The 17,383-nt window shown below is 39.7% G+C and carries 17 protein-coding genes; 2 read left to right on the top strand and 15 right to left on the bottom strand.

Annotated elements, in window-relative coordinates; all coding sequences use genetic code 11:
• Positions 1-151: 151 nt before the first annotated feature.
• From K6V48_RS08655 to K6V48_RS08645, 3 genes are read right to left on the bottom strand one after another with little or no spacing between them, the layout of a single operon-like run.
• A complete protein-coding gene (locus K6V48_RS08655) occupies positions 152-853 on the bottom strand; it encodes a Bax inhibitor-1/YccA family protein (RefSeq protein WP_222369098.1) in 702 nt (233 codons plus the stop codon).
• A 21-nt stretch (positions 854-874) separates the two neighbouring features.
• Positions 875-1,357 carry an HD domain-containing protein gene (locus K6V48_RS08650; RefSeq protein ID WP_002938294.1) on the bottom strand — a complete coding sequence of 161 codons (483 nt, stop codon included), beginning with the start codon at positions 1,355-1,357 and terminating at the stop codon, positions 875-877.
• A gap of 47 nt (positions 1,358-1,404) precedes the next feature.
• Positions 1,405-2,145: a TrmH family RNA methyltransferase gene (locus K6V48_RS08645; protein WP_172038774.1), complete on the bottom strand. Its 741-nt coding sequence runs from the start codon at positions 2,143-2,145 to the stop codon at positions 1,405-1,407.
• A 164-nt stretch (positions 2,146-2,309) separates the two neighbouring features.
• Between K6V48_RS08645 and K6V48_RS08640 the strand changes: the two genes are divergently transcribed.
• On the top strand, positions 2,310-2,591 hold the full coding sequence (locus tag K6V48_RS08640) for an acylphosphatase (protein WP_222369097.1): 282 nt from the start codon (positions 2,310-2,312) through the stop codon (positions 2,589-2,591).
• A 69-nt stretch (positions 2,592-2,660) separates the two neighbouring features.
• Positions 2,661-3,575 carry a membrane protein insertase YidC gene (yidC, locus tag K6V48_RS08635; protein ID WP_222369096.1) on the top strand — a complete coding sequence of 305 codons (915 nt, stop codon included), beginning with the start codon at positions 2,661-2,663 and terminating at the stop codon, positions 3,573-3,575.
• A gap of 88 nt (positions 3,576-3,663) precedes the next feature.
• On the opposite strand, the gene greA is transcribed toward yidC, so the two are convergent.
• The 12 genes from greA to nrdR all read right to left on the bottom strand — a co-directional run bounded on the left by greA (position 3,664) and on the right by nrdR (position 17,379).
• Positions 3,664-4,146 (bottom strand): transcription elongation factor GreA, encoded by a 483-nt coding sequence (gene greA / locus K6V48_RS08630; RefSeq protein WP_024383831.1) that lies wholly within the window; start codon positions 4,144-4,146, stop codon positions 3,664-3,666.
• Between the two features lie 80 nt (positions 4,147-4,226).
• Positions 4,227-6,068, bottom strand: a complete 1,842-nt coding sequence (mltG, locus tag K6V48_RS08625) for an endolytic transglycosylase MltG (protein ID WP_222369095.1) — start codon at positions 6,066-6,068, stop codon at positions 4,227-4,229.
• A gap of 210 nt (positions 6,069-6,278) precedes the next feature.
• Positions 6,279-6,761, bottom strand: coding sequence for a GNAT family N-acetyltransferase (locus K6V48_RS08620; protein ID WP_172038725.1), 483 nt, complete (start codon positions 6,759-6,761; stop codon positions 6,279-6,281).
• 53 nt (positions 6,762-6,814) lie between these two features.
• The gene (gene murC / locus K6V48_RS08615) at positions 6,815-8,146 is read right to left on the bottom strand and encodes a UDP-N-acetylmuramate--L-alanine ligase (RefSeq protein ID WP_172038726.1); all 1,332 of its coding nucleotides are present in this window, start codon (positions 8,144-8,146) and stop codon (positions 6,815-6,817) included.
• On the bottom strand, positions 8,139-8,819 hold the full coding sequence (locus K6V48_RS08610; protein ID WP_222369094.1) for a hypothetical protein: 681 nt from the start codon (positions 8,817-8,819) through the stop codon (positions 8,139-8,141). The genes murC and K6V48_RS08610 overlap by 8 nt, the downstream gene beginning before the upstream one ends.
• Positions 8,820-8,887: 68 nt before the next feature.
• A complete protein-coding gene (locus K6V48_RS08605; protein ID WP_222369093.1) occupies positions 8,888-11,980 on the bottom strand; it encodes a DEAD/DEAH box helicase in 3,093 nt (1,030 codons plus the stop codon).
• A gap of 433 nt (positions 11,981-12,413) precedes the next feature.
• The gene (locus tag K6V48_RS08600; RefSeq protein WP_222369092.1) at positions 12,414-12,743 is read right to left on the bottom strand and encodes an MFS transporter; all 330 of its coding nucleotides are present in this window, start codon (positions 12,741-12,743) and stop codon (positions 12,414-12,416) included.
• A gap of 68 nt (positions 12,744-12,811) precedes the next feature.
• Positions 12,812-14,122, bottom strand: coding sequence for a ribosome biogenesis GTPase Der (gene der, locus K6V48_RS08595; protein ID WP_024391139.1), 1,311 nt, complete (start codon positions 14,120-14,122; stop codon positions 12,812-12,814).
• An 18-nt stretch (positions 14,123-14,140) separates the two neighbouring features.
• On the bottom strand, positions 14,141-14,854 hold the full coding sequence (locus K6V48_RS08590) for an NADPH-dependent oxidoreductase (RefSeq protein ID WP_222369091.1): 714 nt from the start codon (positions 14,852-14,854) through the stop codon (positions 14,141-14,143).
• Positions 14,851-15,750 carry a primosomal protein DnaI gene (gene dnaI, locus K6V48_RS08585; RefSeq protein WP_222369090.1) on the bottom strand — a complete coding sequence of 300 codons (900 nt, stop codon included), beginning with the start codon at positions 15,748-15,750 and terminating at the stop codon, positions 14,851-14,853. The genes K6V48_RS08590 and dnaI overlap by 4 nt, the downstream gene beginning before the upstream one ends.
• Complete coding sequence (locus K6V48_RS08580; protein WP_222369088.1) at positions 15,750-16,901, bottom strand: replication initiation and membrane attachment family protein; 1,152 nt, start codon at positions 16,899-16,901, stop codon at positions 15,750-15,752. The genes dnaI and K6V48_RS08580 overlap by 1 nt, the downstream gene beginning before the upstream one ends.
• On the bottom strand, positions 16,888-17,379 hold the full coding sequence (gene nrdR, locus K6V48_RS08575; protein WP_024391135.1) for a transcriptional regulator NrdR: 492 nt from the start codon (positions 17,377-17,379) through the stop codon (positions 16,888-16,890). Before nrdR ends, K6V48_RS08580 begins: the two co-directional genes overlap by 14 nt.
• Between the last annotated feature and the right edge of the window lie 4 nt (positions 17,380-17,383).

Below are 17,383 nucleotides of genomic sequence, written 5' to 3'. Positions count from 1 at the left end.
CTCTCCCCGCTACCTCACGATAGTCAGGCTTGGGAGTCGCTTTGGGGTTCACCGGTAGCGGGTGTCCACAGAGGACTTTCACCTCAGATGTACGACATGCCCGTCGTACATATAAAAAAAGAGGGGTAACCCTCTTTTTTATATGTTCTAATTAGTCTCGACTCAAACCACCAAAGATACGGAGTAAGTTGAGGAAGAGGTTGATGAAGTCAAGATAGAGCTGAAGCGCCATAGATACGACCCAACCTTGGCCAACATTACCACCAGTTTGTTCGAAAACATCGCGGATGCGTTGGTTGTCATAAGCAATCAAACCTGAGAATACCAAAACAGAAATGATAGACATTATAAAGCTTAGACCTGAGCTACGAAGGAAGATATTAATAACACTTGCAATAATAATTCCCCAAAGAGCTGCACGCAATGCCTGAGCCATACCAGAAAGGTTTTTCTTCGTTGTCATCCCAATTACTGCCATGATAGCAAACATGAGAGCCGCTGACACAAAGGCAAGCACAACTGTTTCACTAGTATAGAACATCAAAATCATGCTAATGGTGATACCATTTGTCACTGAGTAAGCAAGAAACATTGGTAAAGCCATTGGACTATTTTTAGCTGCCATTGCTGAAGCAGAAACGACCAAAGCAAGCTGTCCAATCATGATCAGCATCATGATGATGGAACCTGCACTAAGCAAGCTAAGTAATAATGGTTGAAAGACAGTAACAGCTAGGTATGATACCAATGCTGATAGACCAATTCCCATAGCAACCACTCCGTAAATCTTGCCAAAGAAACGGTTAAGGGCGGTATTATCCACCTGATTAATAATAAATGAATCGTTATTCATGATATTCTCCTTTAAATCATCTTATTGAAAACGAAAGACCTTGCGATTCTTCCACTTGTGCTGCATAGGCAGGCTCCATTCTCTTACTGCCCAATACTTGTCAACACAAGTCACAATCCAAGACTCTTTATAGCGAGGAGGAGCAATCGTTGCACCAAACATATGCTTCACAATAATATCTTCTTCTAATTTATTAAGTTGAATGAGTTTCTGAGCATTGCGCTTAGCAATCCGTGGATGAACCCAAGCATGACTTTTATTAAACTTAGTATCTCTCCAGTCATAGAAAAAGAGATCGTGTAATAGCCCACCACGAGCGGTCGATTTGGCATCCCATCCGAACTTTTTCGCAATTTTATAACTTGTATAAGATACGTTAATGGAATGTTCCAACCGTGTGGAGTAATAATGATGAGGAATCTTCCCCAATTTTTGAACTTTAGGTGTAGCAATTAAATGCCCCACATAGTCCATGTATTCTTTATCTTGTTTATATGCAACCATTCTTTGAACCTCGTTGGATTATTATACCACACTATAGTACAATTGACTTAAATAAAGCTAAATAATAAAATTCCTGCTGCAATCGCCACATTGAGACTTTCAGCCTGGCCTGGCATGGTGATGTGAACAAGTTGATCCGCCTCATCAGCCACTAAATCAGAAATTCCCTGACCTTCGTTTCCCACGACTAAGGCAAAACTCGGATTTGGCGTAATTTCCTTATAGTCAACCGACTGACTAGAGAGGGTCGTTGCCAAGATTTGTATCTGATTCCTTTTAAGAGCTGTAAGAATGGAGGAAATTGGCATCCGATAAACTGGCAAATGGAAGTGACTCCCCTGCATGGAACGAAGCACTTTCATATTATAAATATCAGCCGACTTATCCGATAGAAATACTCCATCAAAACCCGCTGCATCAGCTGTACGAATCAGTGTCCCAACATTTCCAGGGTCCTGCACATCTTCCAGAACCAAAAATTTGCCATCCAAAGTCTCAGGTAAACGTTGGCTCGGCAAAGCAAGTTGAGCTACTACCCCCTGAGGTGTCTTAGAATCAGCTAAATCTTGCATAATTTCAGGACTGACAACTGTCACATTGGCTAAACCAGCAACCTTTTCAAAATACTCTTCCACCACAAAAATATGCTCAATATTGGCTCCAGCCTCCATCGCTTCCTCCAGCAAATGCCAGCCTTCAATCAGATAAGAAGATGTCCGATATTTTTTCTGTTGTAATTTTTTAACTTGTTTGACCAAATTGTTAGTCTTTGAGCGAATGATGTCCATGTTTATCCCTTTTCTTTTACTGTTCAACATCTTTATTTATAAAATACCGGGTACGCTTGATACCAAATATATCTTATTCCGTTAAGAATTCATCATCAAGATGGTGAACAGGATTACCCAACCATGATATAATAAAGTAAAGGTCTTGTCAAAAGGAGAAACTTATGCGTAAGGTAAAAATGATTGCATCTGGTATTGTCCAAGGAGTTGGTTTTCGATGGTCTATCCAATACCTTGCTATGGAAATTGGTGATATAACTGGAAGGGTCTGGAACAACGAAGATGGTACTGTAACCATCCTCGCCCAATCAGAAAATACTGAGAAGCTCAGCCATTTTATTCATGAAATACGAAAAGGGCCCTCTCGTATGGCCAAAGTGACCTACCTAGATGTTACCCTGGCCAATTTTGAGGACTATAAGGATTTTCAGGTTAGCTATAGATAAAACTTGTATATTTCCGTCAAAAAAAGTAAAATAGAGAGTATACTGAAAAAAACAAAGGAACGAAAAAAATTGAAAAATAAACGTCTACTCATGTTGTCAGGCATGGCCTTATCAACACTTCTTTTCTTATCTGGTTGTGTTCAAACTGATAAAAGCGGAAATCCTACAGGTCTCATTTGGGATTGGTTGGGGCAACCAATGTCCAACTTGATTCGCTTTTTTGCAGAAGATCAAGCTCTAGGATTTGGTCTTGCTATTATCATCGTCACCTTATTGGTTCGATTCATCATCCTCCCATTGGGAATTTACCAATCTTGGAAAGCTGCTATCCAATCTGAGAAGATGAATTATCTCAAACCGATTTTAGGCCCAATACAGGAGCGCATGAAAAATGCAAGCTCTCAAGAAGAGCAACTTGCTGCGCAACAAGAGTATTTTGCAACTCAAAAACAATACGGTGTGAGCATGCTCGGCGGAATCGGTTGTTTGCCGATGCTGATTCAAATGCCATTCTTCTCTGCAATCTACTTTGCGGCTCGCCACACACCAGGAATTTCAGAAGCCACTTTCCTAGGTATTAATTTAGGTTCAACTAGCCTGATTTTGACAGTCGTTGCTGGTATTTTATACTATGCCCAATCGCTCTTAATGCAAGTCGGCATGGAAGAAGAACAGAAAAAACAAATGAAAACCATGGCTCTGATGAATCCAATTATGATCATGATGTTCTCATTTGGATCTCCTGCTGGTGTGACTCTCTACTGGGTTGTCGGTGGTCTCTTCGGTATTCTTCAACAAGCAATTACAAACTTTATTTTGAAACCTCGTATTCGTAAACAAGTGGAAGAGGATTTCAAAAATATCACAGTAACAGCAACTCCTCGTAAAACAAAGGATGTTACTCCAACTGCTTCAGCAGTCATTGAAGGAAAAACAAACAATAAGAAGAAAAATCGTAATTCTGGAAAACAACGTTCTAGATAATAATAAACACTAAAAGATTGGGATTCCCAATCTTTTTTAGTACCTACGTGAATAAAAAAGAGAGAATCTTACGACTCCCTCCACACTATTATTTAGTTTTTTCAACACCTAGAATTTTCACATCATAGCTACCTGCTGGTGTTTCAATTGTAGCTACATCCCCTGTCTTCTTACCAATCAAGGCTCTGCCAATTGGACTTTCGTTAGAAATTTTATTGGCAAAAGCATCAGCTCCAGCTGCACCGACAATATGGTAAACTTCTTCTTCTGTCTCACCAACTTCTTGAACTGTTACAGTTTTACCAATTGCCACTTCGTCTGCAGCAACTGCATCACTATTTACAATTTCAGCATAGCGAATTTTGGTTTCAATTGTTGAAATTTGACCTTCAACAAATGCTTGTTCATCTTTTGCTGCTTCATATTCAGAGTTCTCTGAAAGGTCACCATATGAACGAGCAATTTTAATCCGTTCCACAATTTCTGGACGACGAACGAGTTTTAATTCTTCTAATTCTTTTTCTAATTTTTCTTTTTCTTCCAAGGTCATTGGATATGTTTTTTCTGCCATTTTATTTTCCTTTTTCTTTTTTTTCAAGAAAACAAAATTATGTGGTAAATCCACATAATTTTGTTTTAGTAAAAGCTAAGTTATTCTAAGTGTGCATTGACGTAATTAGCAACATTTTGATCATGCTCTTCAATCGTCTTTGCAAAGTAAACTGTTCCTGTTGTTACATCAGCTACAAAGTAAAGGTAGTCAGTTGTATTCGCATTAATAACAGCTTCAATTGCTGCCAAACTTGGACTATCAACTGGACCAGGCATCAAGCCTGTATTCCAATAGATATTGTATGGCGAATCAATAGATGTATCAATCGTTGTATCCTCAGCTAGAGTTGTCTCTTCACCAAGTTTTCCTTGTGCATAAAGAATCGCAATATTTGATTGTAAAGGCATTCCAGCATTTAAGCGATTAAAGAATACACTTGCAATGTTACGACGATCTTCGTCAGTTGAACCCTCTTTTTCAACAAGTGAGGCCAAGGTCAAGACTTCGTTTACAGTTAAGTTTTTAGCAGCAATCGCTTCATAATAAGGTTGAAGGCGAGCATCAGTAGTTGAAATCATATGTTCAACTAAGCTTTCAATAGTCGTGTCATCATAATAATCATATACTGCTGGGAATAAGTAACCTTCCAAGCTATATACAACACCACTATCTACAGCAGGTAAACTTGCAAACAAATTCGGATAGGTAGCAACCATACGATCTATAAATTCTTGATTGGTTACTGTTGCCATAAACTCTTCACTAGTGAATGGAGTCTTATCTGATTTGTCGTCTGTTTTAGCATTCAAGGTGATTGCATTTGCAATTTGAGTCAGCGTATACCCTTCAACAATAAGTACACTACCAGAGGCTTCTTTTTGGGCCGTTGCAGAACCTGTTTCTTGCAATGCTTTTGCAATTTCATCAACAGACATACTTTGTTTTAAATTATAGTAACCACTATTATAGTTATTATAACTTTTAATTTTTGAGTAATAATTGAAAACAGTAGCATTTTTAATCAAGTCATTATCCACAAGAATTTTTCCAATCTCGAGTGTCGAAGACCCCTCTGGGATTTCAACTTGGATAGATTCCGTTGCTTGTGAATTCACAGGAGACAAACTTGATTTGACCCAGAAATAGCCAAATGCACATGTAGCTAAGAAAAACACCACAACTAGTGACATAATTACAGATACAATACGTTTAGCCGCCTTGTCCTGTTTCTTACGATTATGTTTCTTAGAGCCATGACTAGATCGACGACTTGGTTGTCTATCATCTTGTACATTGGTTGTTTCTTTAGTAATTACTGGAGCTATTATAGTTGATTCAAGTGGAATTATCTCAGTATCCCCAGTAAAATTAGAAACATCTTCTTTTGGAAAATCAATAAAGGTTTCATCTAAAGATGGAGATGCAAGACTTTCAACAAGTTTCGTTTCAACGGGCTCTTTTACTGTTTTAACTTCTTCAGTTTCTAATAACTGATCCCCTAACAGGTCTGGGTTAGCTGAAATGAAATTTCGAAGCTCTGCCATATTGCGTTCCACAGTATTTTGAAATTTTTCATCTGACTGTTCCAAATCAATCTGTTCGATTTGATCAACCGTCTCCTCATTTTCTATAGCAACTTCTTCTGTAGTATCTAGTGTTTCCTTTGGCTCACTCGCTGCTTTTGCAATAACTTTCTCGTCTTCACGTGTCTCGAATGAAGTTGAAAATGATAAATCAGGAACTCCTGTTATTTTCTCATTATCATCTTGTTTCGTACTAGAAGCAATAGTCCCGATTTCTTCAACAACCTTCTCTTTAACATCCGATAGAGTCTCTACAGGTTGTCCATCTAGGCGTTTAGCTTTCAATTCTTCGAGTTCGCGTAAAATTTGATCACGAAAACTTGAAGGCTGTGAATTGTTCTCATTCTCTTTTGTCACAATTCCACTCCTTTCACACAGTTACCATTCATTATAACTTAAAGCATTTATAAATGCAAGAAATTCTTGCTTTTACACACGCCTATAAGCATGAAGAAAAACAATCTATATCGTCCACTTCTACTTCAACATATTGGTTTCATTGGATGGAAACGAAGATTTATGTCTTTTCGAAAGCGTAACTTTCATAAAGCGAATACAACTGTTACACTAAGCCTTCCAATACATATCGTACCAGTTAGAACCTCCAAACTGTGACTGAGATGGTCCTAAATCACAAAATTGATTTCCCTCGTAGTATTTTATCAAGTTTTCCTTACAGGTCAGAGCAATTCCGTCAAATCTCCCTGCTAGAGCTACCTCTTTTAATGCAGCCAACAAAAGGGTACCCACTCCCTGACCCTTGAACTGCTCAGCGACTACCAAACTCGCAATGGCTAACTGATTTCCAATAGGTACTTTATTCTCTTCTAAATAAAAAATATCGTCTGTAACAGTCGTGGAAGATATTGGACATGCCAGTAAAAAACCAGCTATTGAACCATCTTGCTCCATAACGAGACAAGTTTTTGGAAGGTACTGAAGGTATTTGGCTAAAACAGAGGGAGAAATCTGCTCATCACTTGAAAAATTTGCCTGTTCCAACTGAACAACCTGCTCTAGATCTGATATTTTTGCAAAACGAATTTCCATTACTTTTCCTTATATAGCGGAAAAACAGGGGCCAAGGGCCTCCGTCTTCCTTTTTATTGAACATTACTTGTAAGGTTGGATAAGAGCCTTTCAAACGAGTACTCGTATGACTGAATATCACCTGCTCCCATAAACACGTAGACCGCATTGTTATGATCTAGAAGTGGAGATGTATTCTCAACTGTGATTATGCCACCTTTTTTATTTATCTTAGCTGCCAAATCTTCTACCTTGACTTGACCATTATCTGTTTCACGCGCCGAGCCATAGATTTGAGCTAGGTAAACTGCATCCGCTCCATTCAAAGCATCTGCAAATTCATCCAAGAGGGCAATGGTGCGAGTAAAGGTATGTGGTTGGAAAACGGCAACCAATTCTTTACTAGGGTATTTCTGACGAGCAGCATCAATCGTAGCAATAATTTCAGTTGGATGATGGGCAAAATCATCAATAATGACTGTTTCATTAACCACTTTTTCAGTGAAGCGACGTTTTACACCACCAAAAGTCTTCAAATGATCTGCAACCAACTGCAAATCGAAACCAGCGACATAAAGGGTAGCAATAACAGCTGTTGCATTCATCACATTATGCTTACCAAATGTCGGAATTTGGAATTCACCCAACTCTTCCTCGCCGTGACGCACCTTAAACTGTGATCCTGTAGTAGAAGGTTTTAGGTCATAGGCAATAAAATCATTGTTTTCCTCTAAACCGTAGTAATAGATAGGAGCATTTGCAGTAATTCTTCGAAGTTGCTCGTCTTCACCATATACAAAGAGACCTTTTTTTACTTGTTTTGCATAATCATTGAAAGCATTAAATACGTCTTCAAGACTTGTAAAGTAATCAGGGTGGTCAAAGTCAATATTTGTGATGATGCTATACTCCGGATTGTAGGGTGCAAAATGACGTTCATATTCATCTGACTCGAATACAAAATACTGAGCATTTGCTGAACCGCGGCCAGTACCATCACCAATTAGAAACGATGTATCCGTAATATTACGCATAACATGAGCTAAGAGCCCTGTTGTTGAGGTCTTACCATGGGCACCTGCAACACCAAGACTTGTAAAGTCTTTCATAAATTCGCCCAAGAATTCATGGTAGCGTTTATAAGTGTATCCCTGTGCATCAGCGTAAGCAATCTCTACATTGTTATCCGGACGGAAAGCATTCCCAGCAATTAACTCAACATCAGCAGTTATATTGTTCTCATCGAATGGCAAAATTGGAATACCAGCTTGTTCCAGCCCTCTTTGAGTAAAGTAATACTTTTCTACATCACTCCCCTGTACCTTGTGCCCCATTTGATGTAACATCAAGGCGAGCGCACTCATACCAGACCCTTTAATTCCAATAAAATGATAGACTTTAGACATTTCGTTCCTCTTCTATATGTGTTAAATTCAATTCCTGTGCAAGCTGGCGTTCACGCTGAATTGCCCGCTCCGGATAGTTGTATACTTGGCTTTTCCTTAAAAAATCATAGGAATTCTTTTTGACAGCCTGTTCTTGCTCACGATCTTCTTTCTTGAGAGAATAAACCCTTGGTATCTCTGCCAAGATATAATCTGTCTGTCGTAAATTGTTTGCAAGACGAGTCAACTTATCAACGTTTTTCCCGTTAGCTATATCAGGTGTTGAAATAATCGGACGTGTTTGCGATGGATGAATCGTTGTTTTTTCATCCCTCAAATAGCTAGCCGATCGTTTTTTCTTCAAATCTTCCCTAGCCTGTTCACGAGCTATCTGTCCCTGTGTTTTAGCAACGGGATTCTTAGATTTCAGCATCTGCTGCTGTCGGTCTTTGCGCGAATAATGACTCGGCTTAGCTTCAAAAAGTGGTGGTAACAATTCCTCTTCTGTATGACTAGTTCTACTTGACTGTACAGTAATAACTGGAGTTCCAGCTGAGGTAAAATCCTTATCTTGGTATGGACCTCTAATATTACTAATTAAATCACTTTCATCATACAAACTCATCATTGGAATTTCGCCAACTAACAACTCATTATCTGCAACTAATGGAAATCTTCTATCTTGTCGAATCATAAGCCGTTCCTTTCAAAGTTTTATTATACCACAATTTTGTCATTTTTCCTTATCCAGTAATTGTTACCCTATTGAATCCCTAAAATATCACGAATATCTTCAGCGGTCAATTGAGCGCGGTTCTCATTTCCATCTAAAACAGTTTTCACAAGATTGTTCTTGTTTTCCTGTAATTCTTGAATTTTTTCTTCAATAGTCCCACGAGTAATCAATCGGTAACATTCAACCATCTCTGTTTGACCCATTCTGTGGGCACGACTGATGGCTTGTGCTTCAACAGCTGGATTCCACCATAAGTCTACCAAAATAACTGTATCAGCTCCTGTTAAATTCAGTCCAACACCGCCTGCTTTCAATGAAATAAGAAAGGCATCTCGGCTACCTGCATTAAATGCTTGAGTCATTTCCTGTCGTTGATTTGCAGGCGTTGAGCCAGTTAAGGTATAGGATGTCAATCCAATTTCTTCCAGCTGAGACTCGATTTGCTCTAACATATTTCGAAACTGAGAAAAAATAAGAACTCGCCGATTCCCTTCTTTTAATTGAATTAATAATTCTCTCAAACTATTTAACTTGCCACTTTCCCCCTTGTAGGAATCCAAAAATAGGCTTGGAGTATCGCAAATTTGCCTTAATCGAGTGATTCCCGACAGAATTTCGATTTTACTTCGATTAATTTGCACATCAGTTGCACCAAGAACTTGTGATTGCATTTGTTGAAGTTGTGCTAAATAAACTGTCTTTTGTTCATCAGTTAATTCATTCAGAACATTGACTTCAATTAAATCTGGTAATTCTCTGAGAACATCTTCTTTGTGGCGTCTCAGAACAAATGGTTGAATTGCTCGAGCAATGTCTTTTGTAGATAGTTTACTAAAACCTTGTTTGGCAGGTAATAATCCTGGAAGCACAATTTGAAAAATAGACCATAATTCTGTCAAGTGATTTTCAATCGGTGTTCCAGATAAGGCAAAACAGTTCCCTACTTCAAATTCACGAAGTAATTGAGCAATTTTTGACTGTGCGTTTTTCATGACCTGAGCCTCATCCAAAATGAGGTAATCAAATCGCTCCTGCTTGTATAACTCTACATCCTGCCTAAAGGACGGATAAGATGTCACGATGATCTGATGTTCAGCTGCAATCAACTGCTCTCTTTGTTCTTTCATTCCATGTACTACAGCTACATCGAGGATTGGTGCAAAGCGATTGAACTCCTCCAACCAGTTATAAATCAAGCTAGATGGAGCCAAAATAAGAACTTTTGAATCCTTATCTAGTCGACTGGTCAAGAATGCAATCGTCTGCAAAGTTTTTCCTAACCCCATGTCATCTGCCAAAATCCCACCAAACCCATAGGTATCTAACATGGATAGCCATTTAACGCCTGTCTGTTGATAATCCCTAAGAGAAGTGTTTACCTGCAAATCAGGCATCGGAAAACGATCCGGTTGGGCTAAATAAGTAGCCATTTCCTGAAATTCCTTAGAAAATCTGACCTGCTCAAATTCTGATAATGATTGCACTAATTGATAACCAGCAAAGGCATTAAGGTGAATCTGTCCTCCTTGTCCATGTTGAGCGCGTAGCTTGATGAGGGTTTGACTAATTTTCTTGGTTTCCTCATCAAAAACCAAAACTTTTCCACTTGAACTAGTATAGTAGTCTTCTTGACGTAATAATGCAGAGATTGCTTGATCAACTTCACTCTGGTCCACTCCCGATAAATCAAATGAAATATCTAGAAGGGACCCATTTCGAACGATTTCTAATCGCGGTCTAGCCTCAGTAAATAAAGACTCCAGTTCTTCAGATAGATGAACCGGCCCCATTCTTTGCAAAATCGGTAATTCTTGCCGGAAAAATGGATACCGTTCTTGCCGACTCAATTCTGGACGTTGTGCATAAAATTTTCCACGAAAACCAGCTAATTGAATGGCCTGATATACTTCTTCTAAATGTTGAAAATGACTGGCAAATGGTAGTAGACCCAACTCCTCTTCACTTCTGACCTTACGCCCTGTAAAATCCAAGACTAAGTGTAAGGTCAGACTTCCATTTGATTGCATGTGGATATCGAATTCTGGTGTGAAATCTTGAATGATGAACCGTTTGGGTGCTTTGACTGTTCCAATCGTCTGTAAATCCAAAAGACTAAGTGCTAAACGATCTTGATCGCTAAAATCAACTTGGACTTTCTTTAGACCAGACTCTGTAGGAACCAGTTCTGAAATTTGGCGTATCAATTGTTCCTGCCAGCGATCGACACTGTAAATGATTCCATCTACTAAAAGATAGCGTCCATAGAAAAGCGTTCGATAATTTTTTTCATGAACAACCATTTCAATCATGTGCGTGTGTACAGTGACCTCAAAACGAAACAATCCTGCCTCTTTCGACAAAGGAAAAATAAGCAAGGAATGATAGGTCTGGCTCTGATAGGAAAAAGTGAATTGTTCCAGTTGACCCAACAATTCCAGCCCCTCTTCAAAATAGGCCTGAGGTAAGCGAAAATGTCTTCCAAAATGTATGAGAATATCTGAGTCCAATCCAACTTTCTCAGGTACCAAATTCCATAGAAATTCTAATAAAGCCTGACTCGGCTCATCAAAATTTTCAAACGCAACCAGCTCATAGTAATTTTTCCCAATTTGGTAATAACCATTAACCTTTACCAGACGCAAAAATGCACCAATATCTCTTACAATATAGGAACGACTATCTGGCAGACGGGAAATCTTCAAAGTCCAATCAATCTGACGATCAAAAGGCAACAAACTTCCTTCCACAGATAACTGATACTTAATCCCCATTTCTGGCTTTGGACGAAGAATCTCATCTAAAAACAGACCACCAAAATAGGTCCGACGAACGGTTTCTTTCTGTTCATCGCCCTCTTCTTTCATGGATTGACTTAAATCCTTGCCCGACGCATCATTTTTCAAGAAATACTCCGTGGCAGCTAAATGTTGGCAATAACCCTTGCTCTGAAATAATTGACAGCTACATTGTAGATCACTATCCTCATCTCCATACACAAAGTGTTCTCCGGCAATATCAAGCTCCATTTTGCCATTCTTACTTTGAAGAACTATCAATTGTCCAGCCTCGTATAAATCAATTCCTTCTTGGCGAATCCGCCCCGGCATCATACGACCCATTCAAGCTCCTTTACTCATTTCATAAAACAAATCTTTATCATTCCATTATAGCAGATTTTTAGGGAATCTTCTCCGACTAGGTATCAAAAAAACACCAGCTGTAAATCTGATGTCTCTAATGAATAGCTAAATAATAAATCGTTGCTTGCCACATTTTCAAGATTATTTTTCCGCTTTTCCAAAGCCAAAATAGAGCAAACAACAAGAAAACAATTGCCACTACTCCGTGAATCAAGCCTTTTCCTTCCAAGAAAAATATGAAAAAGAAGACGGTCACACAAGTAAGCAAGGCAAAGGGTAAGACATGAATCAGAACTCCTAACCAACCTAGCCAATAGCGAAATCCAAAGGGAGGGTGTTTCCTTTCATCGAAGTCTGCTAGCCCAGTCAAAAACTCAACTAGCAACTCACCAAAAAATCCATACTAGCCTTCCTATCTAGCCTGTCGATAATATTTGGTTCGTCGGATGAGGGTTTTAATCGCATGTAGGGATAGGAAGCTAAGGCCAATTGCACATAACAAAAAGAAGATGAAAAGCAAAACCGTAGGCTGTTCAAATCGATTATAGACCATGGTGGAACCACATGTAAAAGCAATAAAATAGGAAATCAAGGTCGCAAAAGCAACCCAAAGACAGGCTACCAGACCCAGCCAATAACGAAAACCGAATGGTTTATACTGACTATCTTCATAGAAAATGAAATAGAAGGCCAAGATCGAAAGCAATAGAAAGAATAATCGCCATATTGGAATTGATATCATACAAATTCCTCCTACTTTCATTCTAGCATATTTGTAAATGCTTGCAAAGAAAAAAGAGGTTACCCTCTTTATTTCCGTTTCCGTGCAATCAAATGAATCGGTGTTCCTTCAAAGACAAAGGCCTTACGGATTTGATTTTCCAAGAAACGCATATAGGAGAAGTGCATGAGTTCTTCTTCATTGACAAAGACCACAAATGTCGGTGGCTTGGTCGCAACTTGTGTCGCGTAGAAAATCTTGAGGCGTTTACCCTTATCAGTCGGTGTTGGATTGATAGCAATAGCATCCATGATGACATCGTTGAGAACAGCCGATGGAATACGGGTATTCTGGCTTTCACTAATGGCTTTAATCATCTCAGGCAACTTATTCAAACGTTGTTTAGTTAAAGCCGATACAAAGATAATCGGTGCATAGGACAAGTATTGGAATTGGTCACGTATGTCGTCTTCCCACTGCTTCATGGTATGGTTGTCTTTTTCAAGCGTATCCCACTTGTTGACCACGATAATCATTCCCTTGCCAGCTTCATGGGCAAAACCTGCGATGCGTTTGTCATACTCACGAATACCCTCTTCAGCATTGATGACCATGAGTATAACATCCGAGCGTTCAATGGCACGCATGGCACGCATAACAGAGTATTTCTCGGTATTTTCATAGACCTTACCAGACTTGCGCATCCCTGCGGTATCAATCATGGTAAATTCTTGACCTTCTGGGTCTGTAAAGTGTGTATCAATGGCATCACGAGTCGTTCCAGCTACTGGAGAAGCAATCACGCGCTCTTCACCCAAAATAGCATTAATCAAGCTGGATTTACCAACATTGGGACGACCAATCAAGCTGAACTTGATAATATCTGGATTTTCTTCTGCTTCCTGAGCTGGTAGGTTTTCAATGATGGCATCCAAGACATCCCCTGTTCCAATACCGTGAACAGAAGATACTGGATAAGGATCTCCAAGACCGAGTGAATAGAAATCGTAGATGTCATTACGCATTTCAGGGTTATCGACCTTGTTGACAACCAAAATAACTGGTTTGTTTGTCTTATAAAGGATACGAGATACATACTCATCTGCATCTGTCACACCTTCTTTGCCTGATACAACAAAGACGATGACATCTGCTTCATCCATGGCAATCTCAGCCTGATGTTTGATTTGTTCCATGAAAGGTGCATCCACATCATCAATACCACCTGTATCAATCAAGGAAAACTTACGATTCAGCCACTCACCAGTAGCATAAATACGGTCACGGGTCACACCTTCCACATCTTCTACGATAGAAATGCGTTCCCCCGCAATACGGTTAAATAAGGTTGATTTACCAACGTTGGGACGTCCAACGATGGCAATAGTTGGTAGAGCCATAGCTCCTCCTCTTCTAGTTTACAATAGTTTATTTTTTTCTAACACAGCCCTCGTTTCAGGTTGCTCTGGCTGACCAAATTGAGCAACTAGGCGCTCAGACCAGGTTTCTTTTTGGCGAGCTCCTGCATATTCAGTCTGTACTAGGTCATATGATTCAATTGCTTCTACGCCTTGTTCCACATATTCTTCATGGAAAACAATGGCTTCGTTTGCCAAACGTGGTTTAACTGGATGATGTTGAGCAGGCCGCCCTAGAGCAATACAGAAAATGGGATAGGTATAATCCGGCAAATTGAACAGCTCTGCTATTGCCAAAGCCTTATGGCGAATCAGTCCAATAAACACTCCGCCGTAGCCCAAGCTTTCTGCCGCTAATAAGGTATTTTGACCGGCCAAGGAAGCATCAACTGATGAAATCAGGAGATTCTCTGGTCCTTTGGCATCAAAGTCTGAACCATGAAGCTCCGCCGCCTTTCTGGCACGATAGTGGTCCCCCACAAAAACAAGAATTGCCTGAGCTTGAAGAATGGCAGGCTGTGGTACCAAGTCATATAGTGCTTGTTTTTTCGCTTCTGTTTGGACGACAACAATGGAATAGGACTGAAAATTTTTCCAGCTAGAGGCCGCTCGCCCAGCTGCGATGATTGCTTCAAGATCTTCTGCTACAAGAGGCTCCTCCGTAAAACGACGGACGGAAGTATGGTTCAGCATCAAATCAATGGTTTCATTCATCGGCGGTTATTTCCTTTCAAATGCAAATCGCGTGCTAGATAGCGAATCCGCTCCATGACCCGTTTGGCCTGCCAGGTCTCATCACCAGACTTGCCAGATGCGAAATGACGTTCCAAATCATCAAAGGAGAAATTGGAGGTAAAGAAGGTCGGCAGATTTTCCTGCATACGATATTGAAGAATGACCTGCAGCACATCGTCACGTACCCAAGGACTATGTTGCTCCGCTCCGATGTCATCTAGCACCAAGACCTGAGCCATCTTGATTTCATCAATACGCTCCTTGACAGAACCATCTTTGATGGCATTTTTTATATCGACAACAAAGGTTGGATAATGGAGCATGGTGGTAGAGAGGTGGTGAATGGTTGATAAACGGTGAGCCAAGTAAGCCATCAAATAACTTTTTCCAATCCCGAAATTACCATATATATAAAGACCTTTTGGCTGTTCTTCAAAATTCTTAACAAAAGTAGCAATGGCATCATAAACTTCTTCACGATTAATATCTGTAAAATCCAAGTCCTCACCTGTAACTTTTTTGAGAGCCTGAGGCATATTGATGAGCTGAATGCGGTTCTTGATAGCTTCCAAACGACGGTATTCGACCAATTCCTCTGTTTCAAGATAGGAAACATCCGCATAGCCCTCATTCATAACCAAAACAGGTTGATACCCCTTAGCAATATAGGATTCATCCTGTTTGGCAAAGAGTTCACGCTGACTGATATATTCCAAAAACTTAGAAATGGAGAGGGTGATTTCCTGCTGAGTCAAACCTTCTTTTTTGATAAAAGCAGCAACTTCAGGATCACTCACTATCTCCTGATAGAGTTGCTGATAAGATTTTGGACTTGGATTGGCTGCCTGCGACAACCTGTCTTGAACTGATTTCATCAGCTACCTCCCTTACTTTCGTTTTCTAACATTCGTTTCCTAAGTGCTTCCATTCTTGCCTGAGCTTCAGGACTGTTATCCATGACAACCTCTTCCTTACTCCACTCAGGTACATTGCTTTTCTGTGGCTGGCTCAGCTTGGTGATAGCTTGACCTGTCTTTAACTCTCTTAGGTAAAGAACAGCTGCCTCTGCACTGCCAATTCCCTTGTAAGAAAAATCATTTCCAAGCTTCATTGCATACTTTTCATTGAGATTGGCAGAGTCAACCTTATTGAAAGTATAGAGAATTAAGATATTAATCACCTCATCAAGCAACCCTATGTTTGCCAAATCCGTTAAGCATTTCCGCTCAGCCATGGTTATAGTTGCCTTGCGCTGATCCTTTAAAATAGATAGAAATACAAGACTGGATTTCGATTTTGCCTCCCGAACAATAGCTCTTTCCTGGCCAGTGAGGTCGTTTTTTTCTTTTGGCAATGACTGACGTGACTGCTGCAATCGTTTAGTTGAGATCGTATGTCCAATAGCTGTTATTTTAGCCTGACGATAGGTTTCCAACCAGGTCCAACCTGCCTGCTCTGCTATGTAACTTAGTGCGATAATATCCTCAGTTTCATCTTGAAAATACAGTTTATCTTTAGCCATCAGAGCTTTAAATGCTGACCAATCAAAATCACGATTGGATTCAAAAGTAAGAGGAACCTGTCCATCCATTGTAAACACTTGTGAAAAATTTTTGGAAATATTTTGTTCCTGTTTTGGAATATGGACAAGTAAGCTATCCACACTAGCTTCACCAATCTTTTTAGCCAACAAATTCTTATACAAGGGCTTGGCTAAAAAGTTTTTTACAGTTAAAGGAGCCTGTACAGCTATTCCAGTCAACTCATCCGCACGATAGAGTTCCAAAAGCTCCATGGCTGTCAAGACATCTAAGGCCTTTTCCAGTCGATTCATACCAAAATCCATATGGTTGAGAATCGAAGCCCATTTAAAACGTCCTTGCCCCTGGTCGGAAAAACTATAAAAGTAATAATAAAGCGCTAAAGCATCAAACCCAATGATGGGTTGGTAACATTGACTCAAACTGACAACATCTGGACTGAAGGCATTTGTTTTTATATAGGTAAATAAATCATTTGGCTTCATCTTTTATTCCCGTTTTTACCTTGCTCCCTTTCGAAATCATTTGTTTGAGCAGATTTTCTAATTCGCCAACATCCTTGAACGAACGATAGACTGAAGCAAAACGTACATAGGTAATTTCATCTAATTCAACCAATTCTTCCATCACAAAATTACCAATTACGTCACTTTCAATTTCAGCATCACTAATTGAGCGGACCTTTTGTTCTACGCGGTTAACCACTTCGTCTATGTCACTGGTTGATACAGGACGCTTTTGGGCAGAACGAATGATTCCATTAAAGATTTTTTCGCGAGAAAATTGTTCTCTGGTACCATCTTTTTTAACAACAACTAAGGTTTTTTCCTCAATCCGTTCATATGTGGTAAAACGTTGACCACATTGGTCACATGAGCGACGACGACGAATTGTGTTGCCATCTTCAGCTTGACGGCTGTCTATTACACTTGATTTTAAACTATGACATTTTGGACAACGCATACTC

The organism is Streptococcus suis (assembly GCF_019794555.1).
Lineage (GTDB): Bacteria > Bacillota > Bacilli > Lactobacillales > Streptococcaceae > Streptococcus > Streptococcus suis_AB.
This window is presented reverse-complemented; position numbering and strand designations above follow the sequence as displayed.

Coding starts and splice junctions, on each gene's coding strand:
- K6V48_RS08620 (WP_172038725.1), bottom strand. CDS start 6,761: ATGGAAATTCGTTTTGCAAAAATATCAGATCTAGAGCAGGTTGTTCAG.
- K6V48_RS08600 (WP_222369092.1), bottom strand. CDS start 12,743: ATGATATCAATTCCAATATGGCGATTATTCTTTCTATTGCTTTCGATC.
- dnaI (WP_222369090.1), bottom strand. CDS start 15,750: ATGAAATCAGTTCAAGACAGGTTGTCGCAGGCAGCCAATCCAAGTCCA.
- K6V48_RS08640 (WP_222369097.1), top strand. CDS start 2,310: ATGCGTAAGGTAAAAATGATTGCATCTGGTATTGTCCAAGGAGTTGGT.
- murC (WP_172038726.1), bottom strand. CDS start 8,146: ATGTCTAAAGTCTATCATTTTATTGGAATTAAAGGGTCTGGTATGAGT.
- K6V48_RS08580 (WP_222369088.1), bottom strand. CDS start 16,901: ATGAAGCCAAATGATTTATTTACCTATATAAAAACAAATGCCTTCAGT.
- K6V48_RS08610 (WP_222369094.1), bottom strand. CDS start 8,819: ATGATTCGACAAGATAGAAGATTTCCATTAGTTGCAGATAATGAGTTG.
- K6V48_RS08655 (WP_222369098.1), bottom strand. CDS start 853: ATGAATAACGATTCATTTATTATTAATCAGGTGGATAATACCGCCCTT.
- K6V48_RS08590 (WP_222369091.1), bottom strand. CDS start 14,854: ATGAATGAAACCATTGATTTGATGCTGAACCATACTTCCGTCCGTCGT.
- greA (WP_024383831.1), bottom strand. CDS start 4,146: ATGGCAGAAAAAACATATCCAATGACCTTGGAAGAAAAAGAAAAATTA.
- nrdR (WP_024391135.1), bottom strand. CDS start 17,379: ATGCGTTGTCCAAAATGTCATAGTTTAAAATCAAGTGTAATAGACAGC.
- K6V48_RS08650 (WP_002938294.1), bottom strand. CDS start 1,357: ATGGTTGCATATAAACAAGATAAAGAATACATGGACTATGTGGGGCAT.
- der (WP_024391139.1), bottom strand. CDS start 14,122: ATGGCTCTACCAACTATTGCCATCGTTGGACGTCCCAACGTTGGTAAA.
- K6V48_RS08645 (WP_172038774.1), bottom strand. CDS start 2,145: ATGGACATCATTCGCTCAAAGACTAACAATTTGGTCAAACAAGTTAAA.
- K6V48_RS08605 (WP_222369093.1), bottom strand. CDS start 11,980: ATGGGTCGTATGATGCCGGGGCGGATTCGCCAAGAAGGAATTGATTTA.